Below are 16,712 nucleotides of genomic sequence, written 5' to 3' on the forward strand. Positions count from 1 at the left end.
CTACCAACCCTGCCGACGCATTTCACGAATCACGTCTGAGACTTTCACCTTTTCCCTCTTAGGTTTGCCTATTCGTGAGAGAAAAACAAAAGTCACATGATCCGAAGACGCTAGTTTCTTATCCCGATGCAGGAGCCGCTTAAGGGTCATAGATGGGATGCGCTTGCGGCGATGCAATTGTCTCTGCAGCTCTACAAGACCCAGCCTTGTCTCCAACTCCTCAAGGACCTCTTTCTCTGTTTGCTTGCTAGTCGTTCCAAGAAGAGCCCCCCACTGGACAGCAAATTTTAAACCCAGAGCTACAGTCCAGCCATGAGGGATGTCGTAAAAAGCCTCAATGGCATGACCGACCGTGTGGCCGAGGTTTAGAATCTGGCGGTGGCCCTTCTTTTCCTGGGGATCCAGTTCAACGATTTTATTTTTAGCAACAACCGCCTTAGGCAAAACCTCCCAAAGAGAGTTGGTGGATAGATTTGGCAACCCGATTGTCTTGCGATACAGAGGGCCACCGGTCAAAAGTGCCACTTTATAGAGTTCCGCAAATGCCGCCTGATGCAGGTAGGGATTCTGGGTTGCCAAAAGATTGCGACACATGACGACTATTGAGGCCGGATAAAAAGTCCCGATTTGATTTTTAGTGCCTCCTAAATTTAGGCCTGTTTTCCCACCGTGGGCCGAATCAACGGCCGCCAACCAGGTGGAAGGCAGATGGGCTAAACCAACTCCCCTTTTGTAGACACTGGCAAAAAAACCGGCAAAGTCACCAATCGAACCACCGCCCACAGCTAAAACCACAAGGTTTCGACCAGGAACAGCACCAGCAATTTTATTCAGACGATGGGCATGGTGGGAAAACTGTTCCACGGCCTTTAATTTTTCACCTGCCGCCACGCCGTAGCGCAAAGGAAACTGCCTCACCCACTGGGCAAACCGACCCTTATTTTTGAGCTTGCGGTCAAAGATGACCAGAAAATGGGTGTCCTTGGTCAGACGCAAATGCCGCTTCAACCAGGCGGCAGAAGGAAGATTGGTTGAATATCGTACCAAGGTTGCCATTAAATGAACCTACTTCAACTTGGGATCAAGGGCATCCCGCAGCCCATCGCCCAAAAGATTAAAACAAAGAACCACAACCAGAATACAAACTCCAGGAAGAGTCACCAGCCACCAGGCGCTCTCGATGTAGCTGCGGGCATCGGACAGCATCACTCCCCATTCAGGAGTGGGAGGCTGAGCGCCCAAGCCGAGAAAGCCCAAGGCTGCGGCATTTAAGATGCCATCACTAAAGCCCAAGGTGGCCTGAACAATAATTGGAGCCATGCAGTTAGGGAGAATATTGCGAACAGCGATCCGGGTATGACTGGCCCCAAAACTCACCGTCGCATCCACATAGGGCTTGGCCTTTTCAGCCAGAACCGACGCACGAACGATGCGAATGAAACTGGGGAGAGCAACGATACTGACGGCGATCACCGCATTGGTCAAACTCGGACCCAAGACCGCCACCACCACAATAGCTAACAGAATCGACGGTAGTGACATCAGGATGTCCACTGCTCGCAAAATCACACTGTCGACCCAGCCACCAAAATAACCAGCCAACAAACCAAAAAAACTACCTGTCGCCAAAGTCAGAGTGACCACCATCAACCCGACACCCAGGGACACTCGGGCCCCGTAGATCAGGCGGCTTAAGACATCTCGGCCGATGTCGTCGGTGCCGAGAAGAAACTCCACACTTCCTCCCGTCATCCAAAAGGGAGGAATATTGAGTGCCCCTTCATTCACCCAAGTGGGATCATGAGGCGCCACCCAGGGCGCTAACAAAGCAACTAATGAAAGAACCGTGAGTAGGACCAAGCTCGCCAGAGCCCCTTTGTTGCGACAAAATGACCGCCACAGCCGCCGGCACTCCATCAGGCCTTCCCTCTCATCATGGGGTTAACGACCTGGTAAAGAACATCAACCACCATGTTGACGGAAATCACCACAATAGAAATCAACAGCACTCCACCCTGAATCACCGGATAATCGCGAGCCGTCACACTGTTGACCAGCCACTTGCCAATTCCCGGCCAGGAAAAAATGGTCTCGGTCAAAATCGCACCGGTGAGGACGGCGCCTACCATCAAACCAACAACCGTAATAATCGGAATCAAAGCGTTGCGAAGAGCGTGAACCACAACCACACCATAGGCACCAAGACCTTTTGCTTTTGCCGTGCGAATATAGTCTTCACGTAAAACCTCTAACAAACTGGAGCGGGTCATGCGCGCCACGGCCGCCAAAGGGATTGTTCCCAGTGCGATCCCGGGAAGAATCAAGTGGGAAAAGGCACTCTTAAATCCGGCCCAGCCTTCTCCACTGAGCCAGGTGTCAAAAATCATGAACCCGGTTTTAGGATCAATGTCGTACATCACGCTAATGCGCCCAGAGACGGGAGTCCAACCAAGGGTGACAGAAAAGATTAGGATTAAAATCAATCCCCACCAAAAAATCGGCATGGAGTAACCCACCAGGGCTCCACCCATAACCGTGTAATCCAAAGGAGTGTTGCGTTTAACGGCGGCGATCAAACCTATGGGAATCCCCAAAAGCACCGCCCAAAACATACCAAAAAGTCCAAGTTCAACCGTGGCCGGAAACCGATCGGCGAACTCTTCCAAAACCGGTCGCTTTGAATGAATGGAAACTCCCAGGTCACCCGTCAGGGCATTCCCCATAAAACTAAGATACTGTTCGAGCAGGGGGCGATCCAACCCCAGGTTCTTTTGCATCTCCGCATAGACTTCGGGCGAAGCACCGCGCTCACCCAACAACAACATGACCGGGTCCCCGGGCACCATGCGGATAAGAGAAAAGGCGACGATAGAAACGCCGATAAGAGTTGGAATGGAAACCACCAGGCGGCGGAGGATCAGGCGCAGAATCACGAAGGACAACTCTCCGGTGGGGTCGCTCCCGAATCACCCAAGGAACGACCCGAAATCAATTCAATACTTACTTGAGATCAACTTCATAAAAGGACTCAGTGCCAAAGGGGCTCAACTTGTAACCCTTGACCGAGCTACTCATGGCTCTAAAGACAGTTGAGTGAGCCACAGTCACCCAGGGAGCTTCTTGTTTGAAGATCATCTGAGCTTTTTTGTAAAATGTCGTGCGTTTTTTGATATTGGTGATGGTCTTGGCACGGTTGATCAGTTGAGCGAAGTCCTTGTCACACCAGCGAGCCACGTTGCTTCCAGCCTCAATGGCGGCACAACCTAGTAGCACGTTCAAGAAATTGTCAGGGTCACCGTTGTCACCCGTCCAACCGAGTTGGATCATGCTATGCTCACCTTTGCGGGCCTTAGCCAAATAAGTCGGCCAGTCATAACTCACTAGCTTCACCTTGACCCCAATTTTGGCCAAATCTGCTTGGATCATCTCACCCAATTTTTTGCCGTTAGGCATATAGGGGCGAGAGACGGGCAAGGTCCACAATTCGGTTTCAAATCCGTTGGGAAAGCCCGCCTTCTTCAGCAGGTCCTTAGCCTCTTTGGGATCGTATTTGTAATCCTTGGTTTTACTGTTCCAGGACCACATAGACGGTGGAATGGGGTTCACAGCAACCTTGGCATTCCCCAAATAGATGGCGTCAATATAAGAACCACGATTCAAAGCATGATGAACAGCACGGCGAACAAGCACGTTATCAAAAGGCTTTTTCTCCGTGTTCATCGCCACATAGCCAACGTTGAGGCCATCTTGTTGTAAGACCGTGATCTTGGGATTGTCCATCATTGCCTTGAGATCAGTGGGCGAAGGCTCAGCAATCAGGTGGCACTCTCCGGTCTTTAGCTTTTGGAAGCGCACACTTGGATCCTTGGTAATAGCAAACACCACTTTGTCCAACTTAGGGGCGCCAAGGAAATACTCTCGGTTGGCTTCATAACGAATCATGGTGTCTTTAACATAGCGTTTGAAAACAAAGGGGCCGGTGCCGACGGGCTCGGTATCCAGTTTTTCTGGAGTTCCCTCGGTGAGAAGCTGAGTTCCATATTCAGCCGATGTGATCGAGGCAAAGTCCATTCCCAGGTTCGCCAAAAAGGGCGCCTCAGGACGACTCAGCACAAACTTAATGGTGTAGGCATCGATCTTCACAATGTCCTTAATGATCTTATCCATTTCCATGGAGGAAAAGTACTCATAGCTTCCGCCGTTCACTTTATGGAAGGGGTGGCTCGGATCTTTCATCCTCTGGAAGGACCAAATGACATCATCAGCATTGAACTTGCGCTTGGGAGTGAAGTTCTCAGTCTTTTGAAAGCTCACATCTTTGCGCAACTTAAATGTAAACTCCAAGCCATCTTTGGAAACCGTCCAGGACTCAGCCAGGGAGGGAATGATTTCCGTTCCGCCCTGCTTGAAGTCCACCAATCGGTTATAAATCATTCTCGAACTGGCATTAAATGTCGGACCATCAGTTGCCAATTGAGGATTGAAAGTACTGGGGCTTCCCTCAGAACAGTATACAAAGGTTTTATCAGCGGCCTGTGCCACACCTACTGACAAACACAACACCGCAGCCAGAGCAGAAAACAGATTCCGAGCTCTCATTCGATACTCCCATTATCCTGGTCATTGGACGCCTGAGGCGTCTTAGAACATTCACCCCTATTAAGAGGCCCCTATAATATAGAGAAGAGTTATAGCATGGAGAGGGGTTTATCAACGCCCAAAGACCTGGGAGTAGATGCGCAATGTCAACCAACTCCCGTTAGGAGAGAAGATCTTGCTTGGCAGGAAGCGACCAGTCAATGGGCTCAAGACCCCACTTCTCCAGGTACTGGTTCGCCTGAGAAAAGGGCCTGCTGCCAAAAAAACCCCGGTGGGCCGAAAGAGGCGAGGGATGAGGGGCTTCCAGCACCAAATGCTTTTGCCGGTCGATCACCCGACCCTTTTTTTGGGCGTAGCTTCCCCACAAAACAAAGACCAGATGTTCCCGCTCTCGGTTAAGAGCTGCCACAGCCTGATCGGTGAACTCTTCCCAGCCCTTTCCCTGATGGGATCCGGCCTTTCCTGCCTGCACCGATAATGTCGCGTTTAGCAATAGGACACCTTGATCCGCCCATTTTTGCAGGAATCCGTGGCCAGGAGGCTCAATCCCCAGGTCGTTTTTCAACTCCTGGTAGATGTTTTTGAGCGAGGGGGGAATATCCACCTCAGGTCGCACACTAAAACAAAGACCGTGGGCCTGACGAGGACCATGATAAGGGTCCTGCCCAAGGATTACCACTTTGGTTTCAGCAAATGGCGTGGAATCAAATGCGGCAAAAAACTCTTTGCCTCTCGGGTAGATTTTCTTCCCTGACGAAAGCTGGTCCTTTAGAAACTGTCGCAGATTCACCATGTATTCCTTGGTGAACTCGCTTCCCAGCATCTTCTTCCAGCCTGGCTCCAGCTGCACTCGACTCTCTGCCACCTAAGTCTCCTTAAAGCTTTCTTAATCTAAAATCTGGCCTCATGCCAAGGTCCAATTCCCCGCACCATCGCTTGGAGGCGATGTACATTGTGTCGATTGATAGTAAACTTAAATTGGCTTCATTTAGAGAGGGTTAATAACTAATGAAGATCCTATTGGTGAGCCTGAGTATTCCTATTCTCTTGGCTTCAGTTTTTATGGGATGGAGATTGCGGACGACTGGAATGAGTCGTCGGCTTTTGCGCGGGTGGACTGCTCTGCAGGGGTTCTCCATCTTGTTTGTTTTGGCCTACTCCTTTACGCTTTACTTTCTTTTAAATGACGCCCGTAAAATCACTTTGCCTGCCAATGGCTTAATTCTATTTGGTGGCTCCATCTATGTTTTGTTTTCCACCCTCGTCACGGTGTCTCTGGTGAGATTGCTCAACAGGGAAAAAACCAGCCTCGACCGTCGGGTGGAAGAACAAACCCAACAATTGGCCGACACCTTGGGTGAGCTGGAGGACAAGCACGGTCATCTTAAGGCCACCCAGGAGCACCTGATTGAAAGTCACAAAATGATGGCCATTGGCGAGTTGACCTCTGGGGCCGCCAACGAGATCAACACCCCTTTGAGTACCATCATGCTCAACTCCGAGGCCCTACTTCGACTGGTTGAAAAGGGTGAGGCCGATGGCAAAGTCAAAAAGGCAGCAAACAAGATCAAGCTGTCGGCCGGCCAAATCAACACCATCATCTCAGCCCTTTTGACCTTCTCTCATAGAGACTACGAGGGCGGGGACGAGACCTTTTCGATGCGCGATCTTTGGCAATCCGTTTTGGTATTGACTCAGGATTTTGCCAACCAAAATCGCGTACGCCTGGAGTTCACCATGTTGGACGCAACCGATATGCATCTCAAGGCCCCCAAATCCAAACTCCTTGAGGCCATCTCTCATTTGGTGAAAAACGCCATCGAAGCCGCCAGTCGTTACCCCGTTCGCTGGGTGCGGGTGGAGGTCAGCCGGGATCACAACTGGATCAACATCCGCGTCTCCGACAGTGGCACCGGGATCAGCAAAGAGGATGGCGAAAAAATCTTTCGCCCCTTCTTCACTACCAAGGACACGGGGCTTGGCGCGGGGCTTGGCCTTTCCGTTGCCAAGGGGGTGGCCGAATCACAAGACGGAATCATTGAGGTGGACTTTTCCCACCCCCACACCTCCTTAATTATGCGCCTGCCACGAACCCGAGTTGAACCCACCATTCAAGACCAGGCCTCGTCACCTAATTAGGCAAAACCCCCAAAGTGAACTAAGTTCGTTTGCTATTGACAGAGGCCTTGTGATCAGTCATTGGTGAGGCCCTTTTTCCGATGTGGCCAATAACGACGCCAACAATGAATGATTCATGATTGGTCAGGAACAACTGTGCAAATGGATTTTCACCCGCCTACAACCGAATGCCTTCCCCGCTCCTTTTATTTACAAGACACAGTGGAAGTGGCGCGCCAACTTTTGGGCAAGGAGTTGGTGTACGAACATCCCCAACTGGGCACTCTCTCGGGGATCATCGTCGAGACAGAGGCCTATTTGGGCAATCAAGATCCTGCCTGTCACAGCTTTAACAACCGCCGCACTCCGCGGACAGAAACCATGTTTGGCCTGGGTGGCTTTTCCTACGTCTACTTTATTTACGGCATGTACCACTGCTTTAATGTCGTCACCATGAATGAAGGCGAACCTGAAGCCGTTCTTATTCGGGCACTGGAACCACGCCTTGGTCTCGGACGTCTGATGAGCCGCTGTAAACCCGGAACAAAGCCTCACCAACTGCTCAATGGCCCCGGCAAACTGTGTAAGACCCTTGAGATCAACCGGGAGCACAATGCTCTCGATCTCTGTCAGTCGCCGATTGTTATTCGCCAGGCCGAGGAAACTTGCCATTCTATGGAAATTGAAATCACTCCGCGCATCGGTATCGGATCGACCGGAGATGCGGCCCATTGGCCCCTCAGATTCCTCTGCTCGGGCCACCCCTGTTTGTCTCCCGTAAAATCACCTAACTACCTGTAAACACCAGACTCTTAGCCATACTCCCAACCTTGACAAATCTCATTTTGGACACAGATTTGTTAAAAGGAGGGAAGTTCATTTATGAAGGACTCTGAACAAAAAATTCTTCAATATGAACCCAGTCCTGAAGTAAAGGCTTTTATCTTTCAACAAATCCAGGACCTGGAGCCTTTTTTGGAAAAGGTCGGTGGCCTCGGTGTGTTTGTTGAAAAAACCGAAAAACACCAGGAAGGCGGCCAAGTGGAAGAAAACTTCCTCATCCGCCTTGTGGTATCCCCTGATGGCGGAAGAATTGAGGTTCAAGGTGAAAGCCCAAATATCTTCGAAGCCTGCATCAAGGCCAAAAGCTCCCTCGTCTCCCGCCTCTCACCCTTGGTGAACGCCCTTTCGGCAACGGCTGGTCGAGACGAATTAGTGGAGTACTTCTCCCAGGGCGGACAGGTTCATTAAGCTGAAATTGAACATCTAAAAAATTTAAAGCCGGCTCGCTGAGCCGGCTTTTTTGTTTGATCGATAAAAGTGGCCCCTAGGGGGATGCCTAGGGGCCGGGGAATGGGCGATCAAACATGTAGAGATGGGATGCTCGCTCATTCGGGAATAATTGATTAACCAAAGTCACCCGAAGTTGTTGCTTTATACTTCGATCGTACGGGATAGGAAGGGATCAGCACTCAAGTGCCAGCTCAGTCTAGAGGGGGGAGGGGTCGACCTTTGCCAACGAGAAGCAGCAGTCAAAGATGTTTATGCCGATCTACCTATCCTATTTCGTACTTTAGCCGTTCTTATGCCCAGAGGCTTTCTCCTGTCCAACTTTCCCTTGTGAATTTTAAGTGTAGGAGAAAAGATTTCAGCTCAGATCAAAAGCGCACAGAACTGAACAAAACAGGTTGAAAAAATTGCCAAACACCCCCGTCGGGTGAATGCGCAAAATAGCTGAAGTTTAGCGCCAGCGGGCCTTGGCTTTAGCTGGTTTTAGAAGGCTGGATTTAAGATCGGACGAAATTCTCTCCAATAAGATCTCCAAGCCCCGATCATTGGGATGAAGACCGTCGCGCCAAATTTCCTCACCTTCTCCGTGGTAAAGCTTGGAGAGATCATGAATGGTTACCCGCTTGGACGATTGTTTCGCTGCGGTTTGAAATTCGTTGTAGGCCTGAATGACCAATTCGCGAATCGGAAAGGAGTACTTTAAAATGTGATCTTCGCGACTGGTGAGAGCCTTTGAATTGGGGACATGGGGGTTGGGCTGCAGGTAGTGAAGGTCAATGATGCCCAGGCTCTCGGCCACCGCCGAAATATCACCATGGACTAAGGCCCAACGCTGAGCCAACCATTTAAACAACTCCCGATCAGAGCCGGCAAAAAAGGCCTCCCCTCCTTCGGCCTTGGGCAACTCTCCCTTAAGGCGAACCAGGTCGCGCATCAGTTGAGCTCCTAAGATACCCCATATCCGATGCACCAAGAGGGAGTGCTTCCAAAAGCCCTTCAATGTCGAACGAGTCAGATCCGCCAAAGCCTGACGTTTCTCAATAATCTCATGGGCCTTTTGGATCTCCTCCTCACCCCAGTCTGCGGTGCGTATCAGGTGTTCAAAATGGCTGAGGCGCACTCCGTCTGGCAACCAACCGGCCTTGTTGTTTTCCTGCCCACTCCAAATTTCATGAATACCATCAACAAAGACCACGGCATCAAAAGCTTCGCGAAAGTAGGAAAACACCTGTTGGGAAATGGTGCTGTTGTGGCCGCCGGCAGCCAGGTTGATCACGCGAACAGTTCGCCCCTTCAACCACCCACCGATAAGCTGCTCTAATTTATCTGCTTGTTCACCCACCATGTGGGCAAGGCTGCCGCCAAAGATACCAACAACAAAAGGGCGGCCCTGCTCTCCATCGGCTCCCGGCACACAGTAACCGGATTCACAGGAGCGAAAATCATAGCGGGTTTGAAAACCAAAGCGGTTCACCTCACCTTCTCCCTGTCGGTAGACATAGCCAAACAAGGGATGGAGTTTCAGGCGGGATTCCCAGGCCTTTTTGTCAGTTCCGACAGTAAAGAGATTGGTCAGTGTGCCCAGTAGCTCATTGCGCTCAACAATGTGAATTTCCCGATCCCAGCTTTTCCACTGCTGGTAGGATTGTATGGAAAGAAACCCTTCCAGCAATAAAATCCCGAGAAGAATAATTGTTGGCACCAGGACCAGAATCAGGCCCAGTCGTTTGAAGCGGAATTTAAAACGAAATTTGGCCGCCATGATGTCCTCTGTACTTGTTAATGCTCGCGACGTTGCCTTTTATGACTTCATTAGAGTGGGTACCGGACGCGATCTCTTTCCATGGGACTGAGCATAGGGTTTTGAACACTTTTTTTCCAAACGCCTTTAAGAGTCGCCATGGGGTGCCAGGAGTGAGTGGTTGCTTGAGAGTCACCTTCTCCCACCTTGATGTGTTGGTAATTCACAGTGGATGTTTTTCCGGTAACAAAGGGTATTAGCTCCATCGCCTGATAACGAAAGACATCAGTCGCCGTCGAACTTGCTCCGTAGGCAATTTCACAACGGGGCCACCAACGGGGAAAATTCCATTTCATTGTCAGTCCGTCCGGTAGCTGAATTTCAATCTGAGGACGAACTTTCTTCTCTCGGATGCGATGATGGACTTGGCTCTCGTCTTCATTGAGAGGAATTTGAAAGTTCTGATGTAAATGGATCTCCACCAGTCTCGTCATGTATCTTTTTAAATCTTCGATCTGCATTCGCTTTCCCCTCAATGGTGTCCAATTATAGAAGGCGAATCCCAAGAGGAACAGTCTCTCGACCTTGGTGCCACCAATTTAAACAGAGCATTAATGTAAGTCCTATTCCCCTTGAAGCCCGGCAGCATGGGTCTATGTAGGCGATTGCTTTGGCCTTTCTAAAAACACCTGGACCTTAGAACTTACATAATACCTACACTTGACTTACAAACTACTTACACATAACTTATACCTTACTTACAGAGGTGAAGCATGAAAAACTCTAAGACCGACTCTTCTCTCCGTCCCCTGACCAAGAAGGAAAAAAAGGTCCTGGAGTTTATTGAGAGCTATATGCAGAGCCAACAGGTGGCCCCTTCTTACCAGGAGATCCAGGATCATTTTGGTTTTAAGTCCATCAATTCGGTTCAATCTTATCTGCGCCAGCTCCAAGCCAAAGGTTACATCCATAATCCGGGTGGCAACCAGAAACGCGCCATCTCTCTTTTGCAGTCGGCCCAAACCGTTTCGTCTTCCCTAGGTTTAAGCACTCGTCGCTCCACTTCCCAGGAGCGACACCCTTCCAACTCCTTCTACCCTTCCAAAGAGGAGACTCCGGCTCTCGTTGCCCGACCACAGCCGGAGTCTCTCTCTTTGCCCCTTTTGGGTCGAGTGGCAGCTGGTGCACCAATTGAAGCTTTTGATCATGATGAGTTTGTCGAAGTGCCGGCCAACATGGTCCGCAACCCCAGTAAAACTTTTGCTTTGCGGGTTGAAGGACAATCAATGATCGAAGATGGCATTTTAGATGGTGATCTTATTTTTGTTCAGCAACAGTCCTATGCCAACAATGGGGAAATCGTTGTGGCAATTGTAGACAATGAGGCCACTGTTAAACATTTTTATTTGCATCGCGGGGACAATTTAAAAGTTATCCCCAAACATCCACAGAGTTCTTCACATCGCGGATCTGCATCTCGACAACAAGTGGAATTGCGTCCGGCAAATGCCACCATGGAATCCATGTGGTTTCAGCCGGAGCAAGTGGAAATTCGCGGCGTAGTGGTGGGTCTACTTAGGCATTATTGATCTAAGCCGGTCCCACGCTATGACTCTTGGGCGCAACACTTTCTGTGTATGCAACCAAGAGGTCAGCACCTGACTTTTTTTACTTTAATTTGTTTTGGCTTTGCCAGAACTGTGAGGATTTATGTCTTTCGGCGAAAGGCCTAGGGGCATCTTATTCTCTGAATAATGGATGACTATGAAGGACTCTTTACAAGCACTGTTTGTTCGCCCTCACGAACTGAAAACCCGGGAAGGTCTTCCCACCGGCTCGACCGAGTTGGATCAATTTTTGATTTGGCAGGGCATTCCTAAAGGTGCCGTTAGTTTACTTGTCAGCTCTCATGGCAGAGGTGCCACAAGCCTATGGGGCGATACGGCCATCCCCCTCACCCAACAAAAGAAGTGGGTAGCCTGGATGAACAGCAGTGAGCACCACTTGTGCCCATGGAGTTGGTGGCAAAAGAAGATGGACTTCTCACGCCTGCTCGTTGTCTCCTCCCCGGATAACCGCAAAAAATTCCTCTGGGCTTTACATGAGCTTTTGTCTTTGAGTCTTTTCGATCTCATTGGTTGTGACTTGGGGGAACTCCAACTCCGGGATAGCGATGTTCTTAAACTTTCCCGCCATGCCCGCCGCGCCCAGGCGGCTGTGGTCCTGACCAGCGCCAATCGCTTTGTCCGGCGCAGCTCTTTTTACAGTTTGATTCTTAATTTCAACAGTCCCCGCCTCAAGATTGAGCGTGCCCAACATCGACTCACCCCCCACACCATAAAAAGGAGAAACACCTATGCGGACCTTGTGCCTCAACTTGCACAGAACCGAAAAGCCCTCAGTAGCTGAAAACTTTTTGACCTTCAGCCCACGGGTGCAGTTCCGTGAGCCAGGCCTGGTCTTTGCTGATATCACGGGCACCAGTCATTTGTTTGGCTCAGAGAAAAAGTTATTGAGTGAGGCTCTGCAAATTGCCCGTGACTTTTACCCCCAAGCCACCGGAGCTATTGCTGACACTCCCGCTCCCGCGCAGGTTTTCACCTTTCTCCAGGACACCACCATCGTTCCCCCCACCCAGGAATCTGATGACTTAAAGACTCTACCCCTGGACTCTCTTTTACACCTTGAAGGCCTGATCACCTGGCACAGCACTCGCGAAGTGGAAGACATCATCTCTTTCTTTCAAGTGTTGGGCATGAAAACCATCGGCGATTTGGATCGTTTCCAAATGGAATCCCTGCGCGAGCGCTGGGGGGACACAGGAGCCACTCTGTGGAAGCGCCTCCATGGTATGGAAAGGCAAGTGATCTCGCCCCTGCTACCCACGGAATCTTTGGTAGACTACATCCACTTGGATTTTCCAGTTTCTCTGCTTCCTTTTTTACTTCACTGTCTGGAAAAATCCCTACGCCACCTGTGTCGCCGCCTGCAGGGGCGGGCCGAGTTTGTCCGCAAGGTTCGCATTCATCTGTATTGTGAGTACTCGTCTAAATGTCATGTCCTGGAACTCACACCGGCCAGCCCGGGGCGAAACCTGGAACTTCTTATGAAACTCATGGAAAACAAATTGGCTGAAGTGGATTTGGAAAATCCCATTCGTGAAATGGAAATTGAAATTGTCCCCTGTCCGGAGAAAATCCAACAGCTCGACTTTTGGGAGCCACGCACCCGGGATCAGGACAAACTGGATCAACTGGTTAGTCTTTTTAACCAGGCCTCTTTGACCACAGGTTTTTTTAAACCCCACAATGAGATTTTGCCGGAAAAGTCATGGGACCTGACTCCTGAGTTTGAAGATTTTGACGCCATTGAAGACGAAGTGGAGGTCGAGGGGCAGTCTTTTCGTTTAAGACCTGCTTACAGTCACCAACTGGCTCATTCACCCCGCCCCACTCGTTTATTGAAAAAACCCAAGCGCCTTGCCCAGCAGGAGCTGCGGCAGTTGCACTTTTTAAGCTCTTACCCCGTGGAGCGCCTTGAGGACGGTTGGTGGGACGACTCCCGAGGACGCGATTATTACTTCGCCCTGTCTTCACAGGGCCAATGCCTGTGGCTGTTTATGGACCGAATCGAAAACGAGTACTATCTCCATGGCTACTTTGATTAGAAAAAACTCCCAGCTTGTTTCAGCTGGGACTTCAATTGAGTACGTGGAGCTTTTAGGTCGCAGCAATTTCTCCTTTCTCCAGGGAGCCTCCCATCCAGAGGAAATGGTTTTACAGGCAAAAGCTCTCGGTTATCGTGGATTGGCCATCTGTGACATCAATGGCCTGTATGGTGTGGTTAAAGGTTTTGAGGCCGCAGAGAAACCCTCCCACTTTAGCGTTCAGGAAATTCACACGCAGGCCGCCCGCAATAAGAACTTTCGCTATCATTTGGGGGCAGAACTCACCTTAGCCGACAAGAGTTCACTGGTTCTTCTCCCCATGAACAAAGACGGTTATTCGCGCCTGTGCCAACTGATCACTCTGGCCCGGCGTAAAGCGCCAAAGGGATATTCGGACCTCACTCTTCAGGAGATTCTCCTTCACAGCGACGACCTGATTGCCTGTCCACTTCCACCCTGGAACCTAAAGACACTTAAAAGTCTCAGGGAGATTTTTTACCGCCGGCTTTATCTTCCGGTGTGGAAAGACTTCTCCTGGTCGTCGGTGCAGCACTTTCAACAAGGACTACAGATCGAACAACAACTGGGGATCCCACTGTTTGCCACGCAACGTCCTTTTATGCACCACCCGGATCGCAAGCCTCTCCACGATGTGTTGACCTGTATCTTCCATAAGACCAACCTGACGGAAGCCAAATCCCTACTGCTTTCCAACCGTGAGCGCCACCTAAAGCCCCTTCATGATTTGGCTTACCTGTGGCGGGAGCGCCCTGATCTTTTGACCCGTACCGTGGAAATTGCCAATCAACTGGAGTTTTCTTTGACCGAGCTGCGCTACCAGTACCCTCAGGCTAATTTGCCTCCAGGAAAGTTGCCCGCACAGTATTTGCGTGAGCGCGTGGAGGCCGGCGTTCTTTGGCGGTATCCTGAAGGTGAACCCAAGCAGGTTCGCCAACTGATCGAGCATGAGCTGGACGTCATCACTGAGCTTCAATATGAAGATTACTTTCTCACTATCTGGGACATTTGCGAGTTCGCCCGACGGGAAAAGATTCTCTTTCAGGGCCGGGGGTCTGCGGCCAACTCGGTGGTGTGTTATGTCCTGGGACTCACTGCGGTTGATCCCACCCAAATTCAATTGTTGTTTGAGCGTTTTATTTCCAAAGAACGGGGAGAACCTCCGGATATTGACATTGATTTTGAAAGCGGCCGCCGTGAGGAGGTGATTCAATACATCTACAAAAAATACGGGGCCCAGTTCGCCGCCATGGTGGCCACCGTGATCTGCTACCGCACACGCATGGCCCTTCGTGAATCCGCCAAAGTTTTGGAGATTCCCACGGCCACCATTGACCACATGATTAAATTTATGGGCCGCGAGGGCCTTAAACGCCTGATGGAAAACCCGGATAAAGCGGTTGAGTTAAAGATCCCGCCTGAGAAGTTCCAACTGCTGATGGAGGTCAGTGCTTCTCTGCAAGGCTTTCCCCGCCACCTGGGTATTCACACCGGGGGATTTTTAATTTCCCAAAGACCCATCACTGAGTGTGTCCCGGTGGAAAAGGCCACCATGGAAAATCGCTATGTGGTGCAGTGGAACAAGGATGACCTGACCACCTTAAACATGATGAAGATTGATGTCTTGGGCTTGGGAATGCTCACCGCCTTGCAAAAGAGTTTTGCCATGTTGAGTGCGGACAAGGGCCTCTCTCTTGACCTTTCCAGCCTTCCCCCTCGTGACCAGGCCACCTATGACATGATTCAAAAGGCCGACACGGTGGGCGTTTTTCAAATTGAATCGCGGGCGCAAATGTCTCTTCTCCCCCGCTTTAAACCCAACTGTTTTTATGACCTGGTGATTGAGGTGGCCATTATCCGCCCTGGCCCTATTCAGGGCGGAATGGTCCATCCCTTTATTCGCAGAAGACATGGCAAGGAAAAGGTCACCTATCCCCATCCCGATCTAGAACCTATTCTCGGTAAAACCTTAGGAGTTCCCATTTTTCAAGAGCAGATCATGCAGATTGCCTCAACGGTTTGTGGCTTTACTCCAGGTGAGGCTGATGAACTCAGGCGCCTGATGTCCTCAAGTTGGAAGCACCCGGATGTCATGCAAGGTCTTAGACAGCGAATTCTCAACGGCATGCTCAATCATGGGATTAGCCTTCAGGATGGCGAACAGATTTACCGCACCATTGAGGGTTTTGCCTCCTACGGATTTCCCGAAAGTCATGCCGCCAGCTTTGCTTTGATTACCTATGCCAGTTGTTATCTCAAACGCCACCATCCGGAGGTTTTCACCTGTGCTCTTTTAAATAGCCAGCCCATGGGCTTTTACTCCCCTCGCACATTGATTGGCGATGCGCAAAGACACAAGGTGCGCTTTTTGCCCATTCACATTCAACGCTCTGGCTATGATTACTCTTTGGAGAAACTGGTCACACTCGAAGATCGCAGCCGATGGGCCGTGCGCCTGGGGTTTCGCTCGATTTATGGCATTCAGGAAAGGCACATCCAAAGCCTTTTAGAAGAGCGACAATCCAGCGGTGAATTTAAAAATCTGGAAGATCTTGTCCGCCGCACTCGTTTGCCAAAACATATTTTGATTTCCCTGGCCGCAGCCGGGGCTTTTGAGTGTTGGGGACTCAATCCCCGAGCAGCCCTGTGGGCCTTGCAATCCTTGCAACTGGACCAACAGAGTCTTTTGTTTGGTCAGCCCCGTGAAAGCTTTGGCCAGCCCGATCAACTGATGGCTTTGCCAGGCGTGGAATACATCCCCGATGAGAACCAATGGGACAAACTCAGGCGGGAGTATCAGTCCAAAGGCTTTGCTTTAGATCATCACCCCTTAAGTTTGTTACGCCCCTCCATTGATCAGGCCAATGTAGAATTACGCAAGAACAATTACATTTGCTACATTCAGGCGAAAGACTTAGGACAAAAACGCAATGGCTCCAAGGTGCGCGTGGCAGGCCTCTTGAGCATCCAACAGCGCCCCCCTACCGCCAAGGGTTTTGCCTTCCTCACCCTCGAAGATGAAACTGGTTTTTTTAATATTGTCATGACCCCACCCATTTATCAGGCCTACCGCCTGACCCTTATCCAGTCGCCTTTAATTGAAGTTCAGGGTGTTCTCGAAAAGTATGATGGGGTTCTCAATATCAAAGCCATACGACTTTGTCCCTTGCCACTCAGAGGCTGGCTCCAACCAGAACCACCAAAGTCGCTGACTTCTTCAAAGCGAGGTCTTTCGCAAAGATCTTATTGATTTAAAACCGACCTATTTAACTGTTTGTA

At 50.3% G+C, this 16,712-nt stretch carries 14 protein-coding genes; 7 read left to right on the forward strand and 7 right to left on the reverse strand.

The annotated features are described in order from the left end of the window. The 5 genes from H6624_11495 to ung all read right to left on the reverse strand — a co-directional run bounded on the left by H6624_11495 (position 1) and on the right by ung (position 5,464). The gene (locus H6624_11495) at positions 1-1,056 is read right to left on the reverse strand and encodes a 3-dehydroquinate synthase (protein MCB9084963.1); all 1,056 of its coding nucleotides are present in this window, start codon (positions 1,054-1,056) and stop codon (positions 1-3) included. Between the two features lie 9 nt (positions 1,057-1,065). Beyond that, positions 1,066-1,917 carry an ABC transporter permease subunit gene (locus H6624_11500; protein MCB9084964.1) on the reverse strand — a complete coding sequence of 284 codons (852 nt, stop codon included), beginning with the start codon at positions 1,915-1,917 and terminating at the stop codon, positions 1,066-1,068. After that, positions 1,917-2,930 carry an ABC transporter permease subunit gene (locus tag H6624_11505; protein ID MCB9084965.1) on the reverse strand — a complete coding sequence of 338 codons (1,014 nt, stop codon included), beginning with the start codon at positions 2,928-2,930 and terminating at the stop codon, positions 1,917-1,919. Before H6624_11505 ends, H6624_11500 begins: the two co-directional genes overlap by 1 nt. Positions 2,931-3,000: 70 nt before the next feature. After that, complete coding sequence (locus H6624_11510; GenBank protein MCB9084966.1) at positions 3,001-4,599, reverse strand: ABC transporter substrate-binding protein; 1,599 nt, start codon at positions 4,597-4,599, stop codon at positions 3,001-3,003. A gap of 160 nt (positions 4,600-4,759) precedes the next feature. Continuing rightward, positions 4,760-5,464, reverse strand: a complete 705-nt coding sequence (gene ung / locus H6624_11515; GenBank protein ID MCB9084967.1) for a uracil-DNA glycosylase — start codon at positions 5,462-5,464, stop codon at positions 4,760-4,762. A gap of 143 nt (positions 5,465-5,607) precedes the next feature. Between ung and H6624_11520 the strand changes: the two genes are divergently transcribed. The 3 genes from H6624_11520 to H6624_11530 all read left to right on the forward strand — a co-directional run bounded on the left by H6624_11520 (position 5,608) and on the right by H6624_11530 (position 7,968). Continuing rightward, positions 5,608-6,738: a HAMP domain-containing histidine kinase gene (locus H6624_11520; protein ID MCB9084968.1), complete on the forward strand. Its 1,131-nt coding sequence runs from the start codon at positions 5,608-5,610 to the stop codon at positions 6,736-6,738. A 141-nt stretch (positions 6,739-6,879) separates the two neighbouring features. Further along, positions 6,880-7,518 (forward strand): DNA-3-methyladenine glycosylase, encoded by a 639-nt coding sequence (locus tag H6624_11525; GenBank protein MCB9084969.1) that lies wholly within the window; start codon positions 6,880-6,882, stop codon positions 7,516-7,518. An 81-nt stretch (positions 7,519-7,599) separates the two neighbouring features. Beyond that, positions 7,600-7,968, forward strand: a complete 369-nt coding sequence (locus tag H6624_11530; GenBank protein MCB9084970.1) for a hypothetical protein — start codon at positions 7,600-7,602, stop codon at positions 7,966-7,968. Between the two features lie 490 nt (positions 7,969-8,458). Here H6624_11530 and H6624_11535 read toward each other — a convergent pair whose 3' ends face one another. Further along, positions 8,459-9,769, reverse strand: coding sequence for a hypothetical protein (locus tag H6624_11535; GenBank protein ID MCB9084971.1), 1,311 nt, complete (start codon positions 9,767-9,769; stop codon positions 8,459-8,461). A gap of 50 nt (positions 9,770-9,819) precedes the next feature. Continuing rightward, a complete protein-coding gene (locus H6624_11540) occupies positions 9,820-10,269 on the reverse strand; it encodes a hypothetical protein (protein ID MCB9084972.1) in 450 nt (149 codons plus the stop codon). A 252-nt stretch (positions 10,270-10,521) separates the two neighbouring features. On the opposite strand from H6624_11540, the gene lexA reads away from it, so the two are divergent. The 4 genes from lexA to H6624_11560 all read left to right on the forward strand — a co-directional run bounded on the left by lexA (position 10,522) and on the right by H6624_11560 (position 16,683). After that, on the forward strand, positions 10,522-11,337 hold the full coding sequence (gene lexA / locus H6624_11545; GenBank protein MCB9084973.1) for a repressor LexA: 816 nt from the start codon (positions 10,522-10,524) through the stop codon (positions 11,335-11,337). 175 nt (positions 11,338-11,512) lie between these two features. Next, positions 11,513-12,157 carry a hypothetical protein gene (locus H6624_11550; protein MCB9084974.1) on the forward strand — a complete coding sequence of 215 codons (645 nt, stop codon included), beginning with the start codon at positions 11,513-11,515 and terminating at the stop codon, positions 12,155-12,157. Further along, positions 12,105-13,415 carry a hypothetical protein gene (locus H6624_11555; GenBank protein MCB9084975.1) on the forward strand — a complete coding sequence of 437 codons (1,311 nt, stop codon included), beginning with the start codon at positions 12,105-12,107 and terminating at the stop codon, positions 13,413-13,415. The genes H6624_11550 and H6624_11555 overlap by 53 nt, the downstream gene beginning before the upstream one ends. Next, positions 13,399-16,683, forward strand: coding sequence for an error-prone DNA polymerase (locus H6624_11560; GenBank protein MCB9084976.1), 3,285 nt, complete (start codon positions 13,399-13,401; stop codon positions 16,681-16,683). Before H6624_11555 ends, H6624_11560 begins: the two co-directional genes overlap by 17 nt. Positions 16,684-16,712 lie beyond the last annotated feature (29 nt).

It is taken from the genome of Pseudobdellovibrionaceae bacterium (genome assembly GCA_020635075.1).
Classification (GTDB): Bacteria; Bdellovibrionota; Bdellovibrionia; order Bdellovibrionales; family UBA1609; genus JADZEO01.

Excerpts from the sequence above, each read along its gene's own strand:
- H6624_11495 (MCB9084963.1), bottom strand. The coding sequence starts at position 1,056 with ATGGCAACCTTGGTACGATATTCAACCAATCTTCCTTCTGCCGCCTGG.
- H6624_11500 (MCB9084964.1), bottom strand. The coding sequence starts at position 1,917 with ATGGAGTGCCGGCGGCTGTGGCGGTCATTTTGTCGCAACAAAGGGGCT.
- H6624_11510 (MCB9084966.1), bottom strand. The coding sequence starts at position 4,599 with ATGAGAGCTCGGAATCTGTTTTCTGCTCTGGCTGCGGTGTTGTGTTTG.
- H6624_11520 (MCB9084968.1), top strand. The coding sequence starts at position 5,608 with ATGAAGATCCTATTGGTGAGCCTGAGTATTCCTATTCTCTTGGCTTCA.
- H6624_11525 (MCB9084969.1), top strand. The coding sequence starts at position 6,880 with ATGGATTTTCACCCGCCTACAACCGAATGCCTTCCCCGCTCCTTTTAT.
- H6624_11530 (MCB9084970.1), top strand. The coding sequence starts at position 7,600 with ATGAAGGACTCTGAACAAAAAATTCTTCAATATGAACCCAGTCCTGAA.
- H6624_11535 (MCB9084971.1), bottom strand. The coding sequence starts at position 9,769 with ATGGCGGCCAAATTTCGTTTTAAATTCCGCTTCAAACGACTGGGCCTG.
- H6624_11540 (MCB9084972.1), bottom strand. The coding sequence starts at position 10,269 with ATGCAGATCGAAGATTTAAAAAGATACATGACGAGACTGGTGGAGATC.
- lexA (MCB9084973.1), top strand. The coding sequence starts at position 10,522 with ATGAAAAACTCTAAGACCGACTCTTCTCTCCGTCCCCTGACCAAGAAG.
- H6624_11550 (MCB9084974.1), top strand. The coding sequence starts at position 11,513 with ATGAAGGACTCTTTACAAGCACTGTTTGTTCGCCCTCACGAACTGAAA.
- H6624_11555 (MCB9084975.1), top strand. The coding sequence starts at position 12,105 with ATGCGGACCTTGTGCCTCAACTTGCACAGAACCGAAAAGCCCTCAGTA.
- H6624_11560 (MCB9084976.1), top strand. The coding sequence starts at position 13,399 with ATGGCTACTTTGATTAGAAAAAACTCCCAGCTTGTTTCAGCTGGGACT.